This is a genomic window from Pseudomonas sp. MF08875, assembly GCF_059862525.1.
The window spans coordinates 1-16235 of the sequence record NZ_JCBCUW010000039.1; the positions used below are offsets into that span (position 1 = coordinate 1).

Sequence of the window (16235 nt, forward strand, 5' to 3'; positions counted from 1 at the left end):
GACCGTCGAAGCCGTCAATCGGACAGTAGCGAGGATCAATCTACGCCCGCGCAAGCGCTTGGGCTGGAAGACGCCGTACGAAGTGCATACAGGGGTGAGCGTTGCACTTATGTGTTGAATTCAGGAGTGGAAACGCGCCGCGCTCGTCTGCTGCCTTCGCATCATTCCCATAGGGCGGCTCCATAAACGCAATGCCGCCCGACACGATCGAGGCGACTGACTGAGTATTAACCTTCAGCCCATCCGCTCCAAAGCTGACGTCCACACCGCTGGCGTTCCAGAAACGAGTGCCTGTGGTGATAAAGGCATCATTCGGAGCAGTCACGAAAATTTCGATTTCTACGCCCTTACCGTCGGCGGATAACTGATATGAAACGACCTGTCCAACTTCGATGCGACGGTAATAGACAGGCGAACCAACATCCAATGAGCCAAGGTCATCTGCACTCAATGTATAGCGCTTGCCTTTCTGTCCATAGGTAATTGGCGGTGGACTTTCCAAACCCTTAAAAACGATTCTAGTGTCATGGGACTCGCCAGGGTCAGCTCCGATGAAGGCGCCAGACAAAAGCGTATCCACGCCTGAAATACCTTGCGCGCCGATTCGAGGGCGAACCACCCAAAAACGTGAATCCTGAGCCGTAAACGCCTTGGCGGCTTGGTCTAACTGAATAGTTGCCACCGCGTGGTCACGATCGTCGCTCAAGGTAATGTCGGAGACTTGCCCAATTACAACATTTTTGTATTTGACCTGTGTTTTTCCAGCAACCAAGCCTTCAGCACTGAGAAAGGTCACTTTTATTTCAGGCCCCTTTGACAGGATGCTGTGCGCCGCCATCGATAAGCCAATTAATGCCGCCACTATGGGTAGTAACCAAACCAACGAGACCCCCTTACTTCGATCCTTTACACCCGGCGCTTCAGGCTTTCGTTGAGTTTTGACATTAAATTGATCAGACATCTTCAACCTCAGCATCCCAGATAAGACGGGGATCGAAACTCATAGAGGCCATCATGGTGAAGACCACGACAAGGCCGAAAAAAACAATCCCAATTCGTGGCTCGATATTGCTCAGCATTTGAAACTGCACCAGTGCGGCAAGCAAAGCGACGACCAGCACGTCAAGCATCGACCAGTAGCCAATGCGCTCTACGACGCGATAGAGACGAGCGCGCTCCAAGGTGCGCCATCGGCTACGTCGTTGGGTGCTCATGAGTAACACGAACATAATCAGAAACTTCATACAGGGCACTACAACGCTGGCTATAAAAATGAGCGCCGCGATGTCCCATGCCCCGCCCTTCCAAAGTTCGAGCACACCACTCATGATCGTACTCTCGCGGCCATTACCGACAATATCGGTGCGCATCACCGGCAACAAATTGGCGGGCACATAACATAGCAAGCCCGTTATAAGAAGTGACCAGGTTCTAACAAGGCTATTGGGTTTGCGTCTATGCAATGTCGCGCCACAGCGCGAACAAATTAATGCATCACTGGAACTTGCCTTCTTACAGGTGTGACAGAGAACCAGTTGCAACTCTGAAGCAATTGGCGGACGTTGAATCGTCATACGTCCTTTGCCTCATCCCATAGCCGTTGCATACTTTTGCTGGTGACAATGATGCTCACAATACAGAGTAATACTAATGCAACCAGACCCATACCTGGGCGCACATCTAACAGCCCGCTTAGTTTAATGATGGCGACCAAAATACCGAGCAGACATACTTCCAGCATGCTCCAGGGCTTCAACTTCACTAAAAGCCGCATACACCCCTTAAACCCCGGTGCACGCCTACCCTGGTAGGCAAATCCAAGTAACCAGCACAAGAGACCAATTTGCAGCCCTGGGGCTAGTATGATGCATACACCTGCTACGAAGGCAATTGGCGTAATATCTCCTCGTGCAAGCGCCCATACGGATGACCACAATGTTGCTTGATTACCCGCACCCTGAAAACTTATATCGATTACGGGAAAAACATTAGCAAATACGAACAAAAGCGCGCTGGCTATCGAGATTGCAAACAACTGCTCAATCGTCAGCGCTGAACCTTGCTGGAGCACACCATCGCAACGCGTGCAAATGGATGTCTGACCTGGCTTCAGCGGCAAGGATTCGAAGACTGAATCGCAGTGCTCACAGATAATCCAGTCATCACACTGATGCATAAGAGTGTTCCTAAACGTTGTTCCGGCAGTCAGTTCGATTAATACGCAAGCGCAGAAAGCGGACTTAGACATGCTCACTGACTTGAATAAAAAGTGCACACCAACATAAACCACGCCGGCACACCATTAAGCATTCGGAACAAGGCTACACGCTGTTTTTCAATAAACGATTTGGAAAATATCAAGATTTGATCAAGATGCTATTCGGACGTTAATCGGATCCTGATTTCGTCGCTTCGAGTACGCTTTGCCGGCCAAGGACCGAGAATCCTGCTACCCACCTTCAGCGCTGTCAGGACGCACTCGAGAGCCGCGCTTATACTCGTCACAGCCTCAATAATTCACCGAGCAGGAAGGTTAGGCAATCTCAAGCATGCTATTGGCACATTGCTGTTGCTTGATTAATCGCTGATCCAAGCAGTGAGCAAGCGACATGCTCTTCCTCCTGAATCAGCCATAGGGAATTGACATGCGAATGGCTAGCCCACCCCCTTCACGGTTGTATGCGCTGATAGAACCGCCGTGAGCGTCACAAATAGCGGAAGCAATTGACAAGCCCAACCCAGTCCCTCCCAAAGGACGGGCGCGAGAACTTTCCGCTCGCCAGAAACGGTCGAATATACGCGTCAACTGGTCATCCTCCACCCCAGGTCCCCGATCGGCAACAATCAGGTGAAGCGCACTTTCACATTGACTGACCTTTATTTCTAAGCACTGACCCTGTGCGGCGTAGCGGATCAAATTATCGATCAAAATGGAAAGGACTTGGCCAAGCCGATCTCTGTCAGCCAGCAACATTAACTCAGGCCCAACATCGACCTGGGTGATGACATTAGCCACAGCAAGTTGAGGTGATGCCCACTCAAGTCGCTCCGACACCAGCGAACTCACCGAAAATAGACTTTTCTCCATCGCTAGCTGACCCGCGCGGGCTAGAGACAATAGATGCAGGTCACCCACCAGCCGATTCAACTGATCAAGTTGGCCCTTGACAAGCATCAACTGTTGCGGATCACTGGGAAAGACCTCATCCAGCATGCCTTGCACACGCCCTGCCGCTGCATTAAGAGGTGTCCTTAACTCGTGGGCAAGTACGGCACTGGATACCCGGATCTCACGCTCGTATTGCTCGAGCTTGGCAGTCATTCTATTGAAGTCTTTCGCCAGTTTTATAATCTCGGCAGGGGCACCTGGGACGCTCGGCGCACGTACCGAAAAATCGCCCTGCGCTACCCTTCGAGCGGCACGGGCCACATCTGAAAACTGCCGAGACAGAGGGCGAGAGGCTAATAACCCGCCTAAAATAACCACGGGAATTGAGATCATGATGAATGAGGCAAGCCACAGCCAATCACGGCTCGCGATACCGGGGAGAAAGTCACGTACATCGTAATAACGTTGGAATAGCTCCCATAAGCGAGCCTCATTGTGATGCGGATCTGCGCGAAGCTCCTCGAGTTCGGGTCGTATCGTCGCGGGGATCTGCTGGGTCGTGCTGTAATCCCAAATTGCAAATCGTAGCCACATTCCAAAGGCGATACTGAAGATGACACCTAGTGCGAGCGCACTCATCCGCAAGCAGACCCAGTACCAGAGTGTCGAGCGATGTTTACGCGAAAACGGTAATTTCACTGCGCCCCCCGGAACCGGTAGCCGACGGCCCGCACGGTAACCAAAACATTGGCGACACCATTGGTCTCCAGCTTGCGACGAAGATTATGGATATGCGCGTCGATGACTCGATCTAAAGCTCCGCTCTCTGGTAAGCACGCCTCCAACAGTTCACCACGGGTAAATGCTTTGAAGGGAGCTCTCAGCAACGTCGCCAATATATTAAATTCCGTAGGCGTAAGGTCCAACACAACACTGCCCTGCTCCGGACCTTCAACATGCGCGGTAAATGTTTGAAGATCCACCAACAGCGCACCATCGCGTAGTTGATCTTTTGATATAAGACGACTGGAGTCTGTTCGGCGCAGCACAGCGACCACTCTGGCGACAACTTCTTTCGGGTTGTAAGGCTTGACTATGTAGTCATCCGCCCCATAGCGAAGTGCACCTAACTTATCAGGCTCATCACCGATTGCGGTCACCATAATGACCGGCGTGTCACCCAAACGGCGAATAGCGGAAAGAACTTCCGTGCCGCTCAACTTGGGCAGCATGACATCCAGCAACACCAGATCCGGTTTCCAGCGTGAGTGCATTTCAACACCCCGAAGACCGTCCTCAGCAATAGCCACTTCAAAACCGTCTCGGCGAAGGTAGGCCTCAAGCGTACTTGCACTCAAGGCGTCATCCTCAACCACCAGTATTCTTTTACCTACCATACGAGCCTCTTAATAAAACCTTGATAATTTCCGCAACGATTCTTGAAAGTCTGCTGCCACCATCTCACTCCAAGATAACAGCGAATGGTTGAGTTGATGGCTACTTTCTTACCAACAGAGAATCAGACCGGTTTCTTCCGACGCAGTGTGATACTGGTATTCGGGGTGCTGCTCCCTGTAGTCATCAGTCTATCTGCTTGTTCACTGGCACCAACGTACCAGCGACCTGAAGCACCGATTCCAGCACGATTTGACAGCTCGACTGTTCCCACTTCGAAGGTTCCGGAAGGACGATCGGAGCCGCTCTCTCCCCAGGAACACCTTTTTCTTACGGCGTTTTCGACAAGCGATGATCTTGTCCCGCTCGTCGAACGTGCTTTGGCTAACAATCGTGACTTTAAAGTCGCAACGCTCCAGGTCGAACAAGCACGCGCGCTAAATCGAATTGATCGTGCACAGCAGTTACCCAGCGTGAACGCCTCAGTCCAACGCTTCCGGCAGAAATTCAATGATCCCAGCCTCGACGCTCGCTACGGACAGAAATTGAGTGCTGCGACCATTGGTACATCGGATTTCGAGCTGGATTTCTTTGGCAGGGTTCGCAGTCTTTCCGACGCATCCAGGCATCGGTATCTGGCCAGTGCTCAAGGACAACGCGCGTTTCGCGGTGCTCTGATTTCAGAAGTTCTACGTGCCTATGTCATTGACCGCGCAGCAGCGGCTCAAGCGCAACAACTGCAAAACGCATATCTCGATACGCTGACCCTGCTCAATCTGGCCAAACGCCAACAAGACGTTGGGACATTATCTGAAGATGAAGTGAACCTGCAACGCAGCGACACCGAACACTCACACACAACCATGCAGCAGGCTCAAACCGACGCGGCTGCCGCACGAAATGCGCTGCAGTTGCTGACTGGCTACGCCGGCGCGTCCCCTGCGGGCAAGGTCGAAGAATTGGCCAACCCGAATGAGTCGCTCGACTGGTTGAATTCTTTGCCCTCTGAGGTACTGCTTGAACGTCCCGACATCCTTCAGGCAGAGGAGCAGCTACGGGCCTCCAATGCTGACATCGGCGCAGCCAGAGCCGCGTTCTTTCCATCAGTTACGTTGAGTACCTCATTGGGTACTGCCAGCGATGGTCTGGGAAACCTATTCGATGCAGGTGGCCGCGTTTGGACCTTCATTCCTCAAATCACGCTGCCCATTTTCAATCATGGCCGTAACAGCGCCAATCTCGATCTGGCACAGCTACGTAAACAGGCGGCTGTGGCCGACTACGAAAGAACCGTGCAATCAGCGTTCCGAGAAGTATCCGATGTGCTCACAGCCCGCAACGCGCTGATTGAACGAGTGCGCAGCGAGCGTGGACTGGGGATCATAGAGGATGAACGTGTTCGGCGAGCGACTGCGCGCTTCGACGCAGGATGGGAGGACCAACCGCGGCTGTTGTCGGCACGCCTGCGGCTCCACCGAACCCGCATCGACGGTATTTTCGCGCAACGGGACTTAGCCCTCAATCGTATCGCCCTTTTCCACGCCTTCTATGGCGTAAGCATGAACGCTCCAGCAACGTTAGGAAAAAAATCATGAAAAAACTTTCTGCATACGCATTACGACGCTCTGTTGCCCAAGTGTTCTACGGTTCGGTGATGTCCTTGCCGCTGGCTCTTCAGGCGCAGGCTGAAACAGCTGCAATCACCGACAGCATCTTTGGGGGCGAAACTCAAGCCAGCGTCGGTGTCGGTGTTGCTGGTGGGCCCCGCTACATGGGCTCAAAGGATTACCGGAGTGTACCGGTTCCGGTTCTCTCGCTAAGCCGTGGCATTTTTTTTGTTGATACCTATCGAGGGCTAGGCTTGCAATGGCAGTCGCCTTCCGGCTTCTACATCAGTCAGTCATTTTTCTACGACGCTGGCAGGGATGATCGCAATAGCGACTTCAGACCTGGGGCTAACCGACTCTCAGGCATGGGCGAGGTCGACAGCACAGCCACCAGTATTCTGTATCTAAGTCAGCAATTGACGCCGTGGCTCTCGGTCAATGGCGAAGCTGAATTTGCGCTGGATGGCGGAGAAAGGGGCACACGCTATCGCGCCGGGCTCGAAGCGACGGTATTGAACCAGTCAAGAGACATCATTGTGCTTGGGCTTGACGTCCGAGCTGCTGATCATCGCTACAACCAGGCCTACTTCGGCGTAACTGGTCAGCAATCTCAGCAATCGAGGTTTACCTCATTTACCCCTGGAGGCGGCCTGAATCAGTACTCTCTGAACGCGAACTGGACTCATAAATTTGACGAAAACTGGTCAACGTATGTGCTGGTAACCGCATCGGAATTGGGCGGAAAAGTTGAGGACAGCCCTCTGATCGAACGCAAAGGCGCACTGAGCGCCGTTACCTCCATCAGTTATACGTTCTGACCCCGCTAGACGGCGGTCGCTTAACTATCAAACATCGGGAATACATGTCGTGATCCATGCCCCTCGCGCGCCTTTTGTACCGTTACTAATGATGTTAAGTCTAATTGCGGGATGCGGCAGTTCAACGCCGCCCCCACAAACCCCACCCCGTTCGGTGAAGGTTGAAACCGTACGTGATAGCCAGGGCAATCGCCTTCCTATCACGGGCAGGATTCGGATTGAACAACGCGCTGATCTGAGCTTTGAAGGTTCAGGCCGTATAGCCTCCATTGCCGTGGATGTCGGCGATACGGTTCGGCGCGGACAAACACTTGCACGGCTTGATCCAGAGCCTGCACAACTCAAACTACAACAGGCGCGTGCGGACGTGAGCGCCGCCAACGCGCAAAAAGCCGAACGAGAGCTGAATTTCCGCCAGCAACAAGCATTGTTTGATGATCGGGTGATCTCACCCGCGACCCTCGCCGCTGCTCGCGCAGCCTACCTGAGTGCCAAAGAGCAGTTGGACAGCGCAAAGGCTACAGAAGCGCTGGCCAGTCGAGCCGTGCGCACCAGCGCCATTGTGTCGCCATTTAATGGACGCATCGTCGCTCGTTCAGTTCAACCTTTCGTAGATGTGACAGCAGGACAAAGCGTGCTTCAGATTGAGGGCGCCGAGAAGGCTGAAGTCGTCGGCATGCTTCCTGCGGCGTTGGTCACTACACTCAAGCCAGGAGATGTCGCATCGGCCTATACAAACGCAAACCCTGCGCACGCCATCTCCATCCGATTGGAAAGCCTGTCCAGCCGCCTGGAGAATGGCGCGCTGGTTCAAGCCATATTCCGTCCAGTCGAACCAAGCAGCGAACTGCGCAGCGGCGAGACGGTGCTAATTACGTTGCCAATAACGCAAGCGCGTGCGCCTTCTGTGCCGGTGACAGCACTTATCCCGCAAACAAATAGCAAACAAGCAAGTGTCTTTGTGTACGACGCAGGCACTGGCAAGGTCAGCCGTCGCGAGATCACCCCCGAAACGGTGGAAAACGGTCGAATACTCGTACATGACGGCATTGCCGTCGGCGAAACCGTCGTGGTCGCAGGCGCTGCATTCCTGGTTGATGGTCAGGCGGTACGTCTGTATCAACCCGCCACACACATTGGCCGAGACAAAGCCTTATGAACCTGACTCGAAGCGCACTCGGCGCGAGCCGGCTGACCTTATTTACCGCACTGCTAATTTTGATAGGCGGGGTATTGACGTTTCTGCGGTTTCCCTCCCAAGAAGAGCCAACGATCACCATTCGTGACGCGCTCGTTGCAATTTATTTTCCGGGTATGCCGGCAGAGCGCATAGAAAATTTGCTCGCCAGACCGACCGAAGAAAAGTTACGTGAACTGGCGGGCATCAAAAAGATCATCACAACCGTGCGCCCCGGAAGCGCGATGATTCAGATCACTGCCTACGACCAGGTCAAAGACCTTAGTGCGCTATGGCAGCGTGTACGCGCTAAGGCGAACGAGGCAGCTGCAGGGTACCCGCAGGGCAGCCTGGGGCCGTTTGTTGATGATGATTTCGGCCGCGTGGCCGTGGCGTCCGTCGCAGTTACCGCGCCCGGCTTCAGCATGAGCGAAATACGCGAGCAACTTAAAAATACTCGTGAGCAGCTCTACGCATTGCCAGGCGTTGAACGTGTCTCTATATACGGCTTGCAAGAAGAACGCATCTACCTGGAATTTGACCGCCAGCGCCTGGCTGGCCTCGGGCTGAGTCCCAATGCTGTACTGGAGCAACTGCGTACTCAAAACGTTGTGACGCCTGGAGGACTGCCCTCTGTTTCCGGATCAGCTTTCACCGTGATGACTACCGGTGAGATGCGAACTCAGGACGACCTGCGTCGCTTTCTGATCTCCGCACCGAGGGGCAATGACACAACAGTTGTGGCGTTGGGTGAATTGGCAGACGTTCGTTTGATGCCAGCCGATCCGCCGGAAACGGCGGCAATTTATGAGGGGCAACCGGCCGTCGTACTTGCCGTTTCGATGGCATCCGGCCAGAACATCGCAGCTTTCGGCCTCCAATTACGCCAACGATTGAACGAAATCGCCAAACAACTACCGGCCGGTTTTTCCCAACACGTCGTGACCTTCCAGGCCGACGTGGTTCAGCGTGAAATGGGCAAGATGAATAGCGTGATGGCCGAGACGGTCATTATCGTGATGGCTGTGGTGATGTTGTTTCTGGGCTGGCGCACCGGGCTTGTGGTGGGGGCAATCGTGCCGCTAACCATTCTCGGGTCATTAATTGTCATGAGCGCGCTGAAGGTCGAACTGCAAACGGTGTCCATCGCAGCGATCATCATCGCCCTGGGACTTCTGGTGGATAATGGCATTGTGATTGCCGAAGACATCGAACGACGTCTTCAGGCCGGAGAGGAACGTCGCTCTGCTTGCATAGAGGCAGGGCGTACGCTAGCGATTCCCCTATTGACTTCATCTTTGGTTATTGTGTTGGCGTTTTCACCTTTTTTCCTAGGGCAGACCAGCACAAATGAGTACTTGAGATCACTTCCGATAGTGCTCGCTGTAACGCTGCTGGGGTCGTGGGTATTGAGCCTGACGGTGACACCCTTGTTATGCCTTTACTTTGCCAAAGCTCACGCCCCAGCAGACAATAATCAGGCAGCCTACGATTCAAAACTGTATCGGGGCTATCGACGCGTTATCCAAGCGCTTATGCTCCATAAACTGATGTTCATTGCCGTGATGCTGGTTATGCTGACTGGAGCCGTTGCGGTACTCGCGTCCCTCCCCTACAGTTTTTTGCCTGAATCAGATCGGCTGCAATTTCAGATGCCATTGACGCTAGAACCGGGTACCGATTCTCGTCAGACACTGCAGACCGTCAAGGACATCAGCAACTGGCTAGCGAATGACCAGGAAAATCCAGAAATTGTCGACAGCATCGGCTACGTCTCAGACGGTGGCCCACGCATCGTACTGGGATTAAATCCACCGCTGCCTGCGACGAACGCCGGCTACTTCACCATCAGTGTGCGCCAAGGCAGCGACATGGATGCGGTGATCGCTCGTGTGCGCAACCATATGCTTGAGGCGTACCCGCAAGTGCGTGCTGAGCCAAAACGATTTTCGCTGGGCACCACCGAGTCTGGAAAAGCGGTCTATCGTATCAGCGGACCGGACGAGACCGTATTACGTGCAGCGGCCGACCATATAGCTAAGGCTTTGCATGGTCTGCCAGGCACGGTCAACGTGCAGGACGATTGGGATGCTCGAATCTCACGTTACGAAGTGGTGGTTGACCAGGTGCGCGCCCGACGCGCTGGCGTGACTAGCGCCGATGTCGCTCAAGCGTTACAGACTCGATACTCAGGCGCACAGGTGTCTCAGATCCATGACGATGACACGACAGTGCCTATCATGCTGCGTGGGTCGATGACTGAGCGTGACCAAGCTGAAGACGTGGGTAGCACATTGATCTACCCGCAAGCGAACGGCTCGCCGGTTCCGCTGGCGGCTGTAGCGCAGGTGACACTCAGTTCGGAGCCCTCTGCGATTCAGCGTCGGAACTTAAACCGGACCATTACCATCTCAGGCCGTAATCCCGAACTGACGGCGGCGACCCTAGTCGCGCAGATTGCACCTAAGGTGGCAGAGTTTAAACTTCCACCTGGGTATCATATGGAAATCGGCGGGGAGATGGAGGAGTCCGCTGAGGCCAATGAGTCGTTAGTGCAATATATGCCAGTTGCCGTATTGTCGATGTTGTTACTGTTCGCCTGGCAATTCAACTCGTTCCGAAAACTGCTGATCATCGTTGCCAGTATCCCATTTGTACTGATTGGCGCCGCGCTGGCATTGGTGGTGACCGGCTATCCGTTTGGATTTATGGCCACATTTGGATTGCTGTCCTTGGCAGGGATCATTGTGAATAACGCGGTGCTGCTGCTTGAGCGAATCGAGGTGGGTGTCGCCGAAGGCCAATCCCGTCACGATGCTGTCCTGACGGCAGCAGTAGAACGGCTAAGGCCTATCTTGATGACCAAACTGACCTGCATTGTCGGACTGATCCCGTTGATGATGTTTGCCGGCCCTTTGTGGACAGGCATGGCGATCACGCTAATTGGTGGTTTGGCACTCGGCACCTTAGTTACATTAGGGTTGATCCCAGTGTTGTATGACCTGCTTTTCGCGGGCGCCATCGGGGAGCGGATCACCAACAAGGAGAAAGAACAGCACGTTTAGACATGGAAGCGTCCGACTGAGGACGCCTTCCCGGCGCTGGGCGATACCGGGCGTCGGTCGCAACCATTTTTCGATGTGACCGATGTCTCGCCGACGGGCCCAGCCTTGAGCGAGAGTACGGATGATTACCATTGGAAGTAATGCTCCGACGAAACGCCGGCGCTATTGCAACCGATCGGACGCTCTTCACGCCACTTCAGCGCAGATTGAACTGCATGAGCGGCGCTAGACGAGCTTTCCCCTCTGTCGTAGCGTTGCGTTCCATTGGGCAAAGACTGTGAAGGGAGAAATCACATGAGCACCACAAGAAAATTCGTGATGGTTTTGTCTGCCGTGGGCATTTAGGGCGGATGCGCCGTAACAACTCTGACACTCTCGCTCGCAAACCCATGAGCACGCTTGAGCAGGATCGGCAATTGGTCACCATGGGGATTTTTCGGCCATCTGTTTTGGAAACTGATGCCGAATTGGAGAAGATTTCGCCTAACAGTCCTAGAGCCCTACAACCGCTGAGACAAAAGCTTGCGGCCACTCAGCTACAGCAGAATAGACTTCAAGCAGAGGAAGCCTTACACCCGCCAGCTACAGCCACTTCGCAACCGGAAGACCAACAACAGCGCATGTGTTCTTTGAATAATAGGGCCGCCGTATATTTAGTGCCTTGCTAAAGCATTCTGCGCACAGTTCCTGCGAACGCGGGTTAGAGTGACTCACGCTGGTACGCCCTGCTAAGGCCCGAAGCCTGACCAAGTAAGTGTAGAGCTTAAACAGCTACAGTGTGTCCTACAACTCCCCACATCGCTCCAGGGCTGGATCAGGCCGATGCCGATCAATTCGCGGAGTCGAGATACTGAGTGTGGATTACCCGCTGCATTCGGATCCGATGCACGTTGACTTGTCTATCTCCGACCTGATGGCGGGCCTCTGCGACAAAAAGGCCTATCCAGCGAGACCTAGGATGTTCACCTTGCTCAGAACGATGAGCTCAAAACCGGGCGCTAATCACAGATTAATCAATATCTATTGCCTTTAGGCGATCTATTACGTTGATCAACTGCTCCACCTCGACCATAAGCTTCACGGCATCATGGGGATGGCCTGAGCGTTTAAGATTGAACGCTAGCTCAGCAAGCCGCTCGGCATACAATTCAAGCTTGCTGAGGATAAGCGAGCGCTCGAACGTGGACGTTTGGGCCATCACAGCACCTTTTTTATTATCATGGCCTCTCAAATTAGGCCGAGCCCATTAATAAACGGTCGAGTTATTGTGAATTTTTCGTTAAGACGTCAATTTTTATAAAAAAAATACTGTTCTCGCCAAAAAACACTCCAACCAATTGATTCATAATGATATATCAAAAATAGACCGAAGCAGCCGTACTAATAACTGTTGCGGCGGCATGGCGAATGGCTGCGCTGGAGCAACAGCTCTCAGGCTCAGAGAGCTGTGGATAGCCTCCACGCTATTCGAATATAGATTTCGCCTAATGAGACTGGGGTACATGCTTAAGGTCCCAGTCCGTGTCAAGCAACTAAGTGCAGACATAACGGCCAGCGATCAGTAGTCCAAGTCTTATCTGCCAAAGGGTCGCATTTGAATATCACTACAGATTGATCGACCACTCATCATCTAAGTCTCTGAATATCCGGCCATTGATAAGAAATTGATAGACTCTTCATACAATCTTGATAAATAGATGACAAGCTAGAGGCACAAGTAGTAAAAAACCGTTTTAGCGGCCACTTGCCTAATAAATAGGAGTAATCCTATTTATTAGGCAAGTGGCCGTCCGCCATAGACATTTTCTCCTTTGGGGCTATGGCGTTTTTCTCCTGCAGTTGTCGCCTTAGGCCTGGGCTGCCAAGCCCTGTCGGCAACTTTAGTGCTGGATCGTAGATTTCATGACCTAGCTAGCACCTATCAGAAGAAGGATCTTCACCTAACCCCCATTGAACGCCAGTACCGTCTACGGGCCACTCACTAGCCATGCTAGGCAGTACATCAAGCGAGCGGGTTCGTTTAAGTCAGTTGTTAGCAGGAAGCGCGTATCTTCTAAAACGAATGTGAGACCTAACGATGCATACCCGTCTACCATCCAAAAAAAAGGCCTTGGGCACGGAGATAAAGCGATGTCAGAAACGCATAGTGGTGATAGTGATACGCAGCTGCAGATCACGGCTGCGCTCTAAGCTACATAGATGGCGAGGTCCGCATTATCGTCAGTTTTCCGTTCCAGGCAGGTAGCAACGGGAAGGAGGTCGATTTATGTATGAGTCCCTACAAGTCATCGCCGCCATCGCGGCCGCCAACCAGTTTTTTGATGACTTGTGCCAGTTGGTGGACGATAGAGAAGAGCTGCCCCTTTTACGACCTCAGGTCGAAGCATATCGCTGGAAGGCCCTCAATCATGCGGGAGCGGTGAACACATATCATCAAATGCGAGGGTTCCTGTGTGGTCTGATGGTCTCCGAAATATTGGACGTTGAACAAGGCCGGCACCTGCATCAGCGCCTCGAAAATAGTTATGACGGTGGATGGAGTTGATGAGGGCTCCAGCCAGCAGGAGAGACAGCTGAGAGGTAAAAATAGTTGCGATATCGTGTCCATCCTTAGTTTTGTTTTGCGATGTCCTAACCGTCCTGTGAGGGGAACGGCTCGGCATTCTTAGAATAGCCACCCCTCACATACCGCCTGAAAAAACGCATCAGGACGACAGAAATTGTGACTTATCAGGGAATATAGGACAGCAACCGCATGGAAGCCTAGATCAAATGTTGGATCTTTAGACGTTACCTAGCGGGTCTGCCCTTTGATAACAGGGCTACCTCTATGTACGATCTCAATAGCTTCCGCTCGATTGAAAAGCTGTTCTATAGTCCCATCGAAGCAGCAATACGCTGGTGCGATCTTATTGCTCATGAGGCTCAGATTCTGGAGTCAACATGGGACAGCCCAGGGCAAATTATCCACGGTTTTCCACAATGGCCATGCTTGCACATCAACACAGAAAAAATTCTGGATGCCATTCGAAACCACGAACTACCTTACGGAGCTCTGGGAACTACGGTTGCACCAGGTACTCCCGTCGATATTAAATTACTGACTGTCAGGCATTCGGATTTAAAGCGGTGGATGTTTCACTACCATCCAGATCAGCGCCCCACCTTCCTTTTCAGCCCAGTTGCCGCCGATCAGGTTGCGATCCATTACAGCACCTACTTGATATTACAAGCAGATCGGGACGCCTTACAGGTGCAGTTAAAGGCAACCGAGAAACACCTCCAAACGCTGATCGATGAGCTCAAAGCAGCTGGGCTGGAGCGCGAGAATCTGCGCGTGCTTGCCGAAAACAAAGAGCAGGTCAGTAACCAAAGCAAAGCGAGCTACCTGAATGTAATTGGAGCGCTGGTAAATACCATACTGGGATCGTCCTCAACAGGAAGAAAGCACTCTATATTCGATAGCCAGGCTTCCATCGTCGACTCCATAACCGCGTATTACGACGGAGTACCAGGGCTGAGCAAGCGATCGTTGGATGAGAAATTTGCGGCCGCAAAACGTAGTCTCGCCCAAGCCAAAAGATGAGGGTTGCACCGCAATCACCGACGTTGCATTGCAATGACCGGCAGTGTTTTTTGGTATTGAATCCAGGTCACTTCCCACCCAACGCCATCTGGCTCTAGGAGTGACCACCATGTCCCATCAATCCTCCCCCACCGTTGCTGCGACGCCAAAACAAATCGAACGTCATATCATGCGGCGCGACGAGGTAGAGCGTAAAACCGGTTTCAAGCGTGCCCACATCTACAACTTGATGAAGGAAGGTAAATTTCCTCAGGCTAGACGCATTGGCATGCGTGCGGTCGGCTGGGACTCGCTGGAGATTGAGCAGTGGGTCGTTGAACGCTTAGATAAACTGGCCTGATGCCATGCGTGTGATTTCGGTGGTCTCCACCAAAGGTGGGGTAGGCAAAACCACAATAGCCGCCAACCTTGGCGGTCTATTGGCAGATGCGGGTCTGCGTGTTCTGCTACTCGATCTGGATAGCCAACCCACCCTCTCCAGCTATTACGCCTTGAGTCAGAAGGCTGATGTGGGTGCGTACGAGTTCATCGCATTCAACTTAACAACCCCTGCGCAGTTCATTTCCAAGACAGTGATTACAGGACTTGACCTGATCCTATCCAACGATGACCAAGGCCGACTTGGCTCACTGTTAATACACGCCCCGGATGGACGGCTGCGGCTGCGCAATCTGTTAAGTATATTGCGCCCCCATTATGACCTGCTGTTGATCGACACGCAGGGTGCACGCAGCGTCCTGCTGGAGGTGGCCCTATTAGCCTCCGATCTCGCCCTTTCCCCTATCACTCCGGAAATGCTCGCGGCCCGCGAACTGCGCCGCGGTACCTTGAAGCTGCTCAGTGAGCTCGAACCGTTTAGTCACCTGGGCATTTCGCCGCCACCCTTGCGGCTATTGCTTAACCAAGTGAACGCCAATCGGGTAGACAGCCGGATGATCATCAATGGCCTGCGTGAAAGCTTCGCTAAGGTGACCAACATCTCAGTTCTAGACACCGTAGTTCCAGACCGAGTGGCTTATCTCAATGCCGCCTCCCTTGGTCTACCAGCCCACCGTATCGAGACTCGCCAGTCACGTGAACGACGCTCGTCCTCAGCATTGGAAACCATGCAAGCGCTGGCTATTGAGTTGTTTCCGGAATGGCGCGAAGCGATTTCTAGGTTGAGTAGATACGCAGAGGTTCGATAAGGCGAATTCCGAAGACGGTATTTTGTTTGTTCAACCTTGAGGCCAACAGCGTTTGGCGAGGAGTCTTTGGATGTTGGATCAGTTTCCCATCATCGTTCAGCCATCCATTCGGCAAGATCATCCACCTAGTGAAGAGTACTGCACTGTGGTCTTTCGCCTGCAGCGTGGGCGCTCGGCCATGGGTTGGTTTCTCGCGAAACTGTCTCGGTATTTCGAAGGTTCGGGAACAGCCGAGATCGTTAAGTTTGAGGTCGGTGACCATTTGCGTAACCGGCGTTAACTGAGGCTGTT

At 53.0% G+C, this 16235-nt stretch carries 14 protein-coding genes and 2 pseudogenes; 10 read left to right on the forward strand and 6 right to left on the reverse strand.

Translation table 11 applies throughout. The annotated features are described in order from the left end of the window. Positions 1–118, forward strand: a pseudogene (locus tag AC19YT_RS20520) (IS30 family transposase); the annotation flags it as partial. Here AC19YT_RS20520 and AC19YT_RS20525 read toward each other — a convergent pair. The 5 genes and pseudogenes from AC19YT_RS20525 to AC19YT_RS20545 all read right to left on the reverse strand — a co-directional run. Continuing rightward, a pseudogene (locus AC19YT_RS20525) lies at positions 92–961 on the reverse strand (PqiB family protein); the annotation flags it as partial. The pseudogenes AC19YT_RS20520 and AC19YT_RS20525 overlap by 27 nt on opposite strands. Then, entirely contained in the window at positions 954–1574 is a 621-nt protein-coding gene (locus AC19YT_RS20530; RefSeq protein ID WP_153332630.1) for a paraquat-inducible protein A, read from the reverse strand. The gene AC19YT_RS20530 and the pseudogene AC19YT_RS20525, both read right to left, overlap by 8 nt. Next, the gene (locus AC19YT_RS20535) at positions 1571–2176 is read right to left on the reverse strand and encodes a paraquat-inducible protein A (RefSeq protein WP_096143087.1); all 606 of its coding nucleotides are present in this window, start codon (positions 2174–2176) and stop codon (positions 1571–1573) included. Before AC19YT_RS20535 ends, AC19YT_RS20530 begins: the two co-directional genes overlap by 4 nt. 450 nt (positions 2177–2626) lie before the next feature. Then, positions 2627–3748 (reverse strand): ATP-binding protein, encoded by a 1122-nt coding sequence (locus AC19YT_RS20540; protein ID WP_096143086.1) that lies wholly within the window; start codon positions 3746–3748, stop codon positions 2627–2629. A 56-nt stretch (positions 3749–3804) separates the two neighbouring features. Beyond that, positions 3805–4506, reverse strand: a complete 702-nt coding sequence (locus AC19YT_RS20545) for a response regulator (RefSeq protein WP_096143085.1) — start codon at positions 4504–4506, stop codon at positions 3805–3807. Positions 4507–4590: 84 nt separating this feature from the next. Here AC19YT_RS20545 and AC19YT_RS20550 point away from each other — a divergent pair, with 84 nt between their 5' ends. Genes AC19YT_RS20550 through AC19YT_RS20565 form a run of 4 tightly spaced genes read left to right on the forward strand, consistent with a single transcriptional unit; the run spans position 4591 to position 11171 of the window. Beyond that, the gene (locus AC19YT_RS20550) at positions 4591–6099 is read left to right on the forward strand and encodes an efflux transporter outer membrane subunit (RefSeq protein ID WP_200583633.1); all 1509 of its coding nucleotides are present in this window, start codon (positions 4591–4593) and stop codon (positions 6097–6099) included. Beyond that, positions 6096–6929 carry a MipA/OmpV family protein gene (locus tag AC19YT_RS20555; protein ID WP_096143084.1) on the forward strand — a complete coding sequence of 278 codons (834 nt, stop codon included), beginning with the start codon at positions 6096–6098 and terminating at the stop codon, positions 6927–6929. The genes AC19YT_RS20550 and AC19YT_RS20555 overlap by 4 nt, the downstream gene beginning before the upstream one ends. A gap of 49 nt (positions 6930–6978) precedes the next feature. Beyond that, entirely contained in the window at positions 6979–8088 is a 1110-nt protein-coding gene (locus AC19YT_RS20560) for an efflux RND transporter periplasmic adaptor subunit (protein ID WP_143129371.1), read from the forward strand. Continuing rightward, positions 8085–11171 carry an efflux RND transporter permease subunit gene (locus tag AC19YT_RS20565; protein ID WP_500610905.1) on the forward strand — a complete coding sequence of 1029 codons (3087 nt, stop codon included), beginning with the start codon at positions 8085–8087 and terminating at the stop codon, positions 11169–11171. Before AC19YT_RS20560 ends, AC19YT_RS20565 begins: the two co-directional genes overlap by 4 nt. A gap of 1009 nt (positions 11172–12180) precedes the next feature. On the opposite strand, the gene AC19YT_RS20570 is transcribed toward AC19YT_RS20565, so the two are convergent. Then, complete coding sequence (locus AC19YT_RS20570) at positions 12181–12369, reverse strand: hypothetical protein (protein ID WP_096143081.1); 189 nt, start codon at positions 12367–12369, stop codon at positions 12181–12183. A 1068-nt stretch (positions 12370–13437) separates the two neighbouring features. On the opposite strand from AC19YT_RS20570, the gene AC19YT_RS20575 reads away from it, so the two are divergent. The 5 genes from AC19YT_RS20575 to AC19YT_RS20595 all read left to right on the forward strand — a co-directional run bounded on the left by AC19YT_RS20575 (position 13438) and on the right by AC19YT_RS20595 (position 16224). Next, the gene (locus AC19YT_RS20575) at positions 13438–13716 is read left to right on the forward strand and encodes a hypothetical protein (protein WP_096143080.1); all 279 of its coding nucleotides are present in this window, start codon (positions 13438–13440) and stop codon (positions 13714–13716) included. A gap of 285 nt (positions 13717–14001) precedes the next feature. Further along, positions 14002–14757 (forward strand): coiled-coil domain-containing protein, encoded by a 756-nt coding sequence (locus AC19YT_RS20580; protein WP_169990187.1) that lies wholly within the window; start codon positions 14002–14004, stop codon positions 14755–14757. Between the two features lie 109 nt (positions 14758–14866). Beyond that, positions 14867–15097, forward strand: a complete 231-nt coding sequence (locus tag AC19YT_RS20585) for an AlpA family transcriptional regulator (protein WP_070411909.1) — start codon at positions 14867–14869, stop codon at positions 15095–15097. Positions 15098–15101: 4 nt separating this feature from the next. Further along, the gene (locus AC19YT_RS20590) at positions 15102–15944 is read left to right on the forward strand and encodes a ParA family protein (RefSeq protein ID WP_096143079.1); all 843 of its coding nucleotides are present in this window, start codon (positions 15102–15104) and stop codon (positions 15942–15944) included. 70 nt (positions 15945–16014) lie between these two features. Next, the gene (locus AC19YT_RS20595; RefSeq protein ID WP_096143078.1) at positions 16015–16224 is read left to right on the forward strand and encodes a hypothetical protein; all 210 of its coding nucleotides are present in this window, start codon (positions 16015–16017) and stop codon (positions 16222–16224) included. Positions 16225–16235 lie beyond the last annotated feature (11 nt).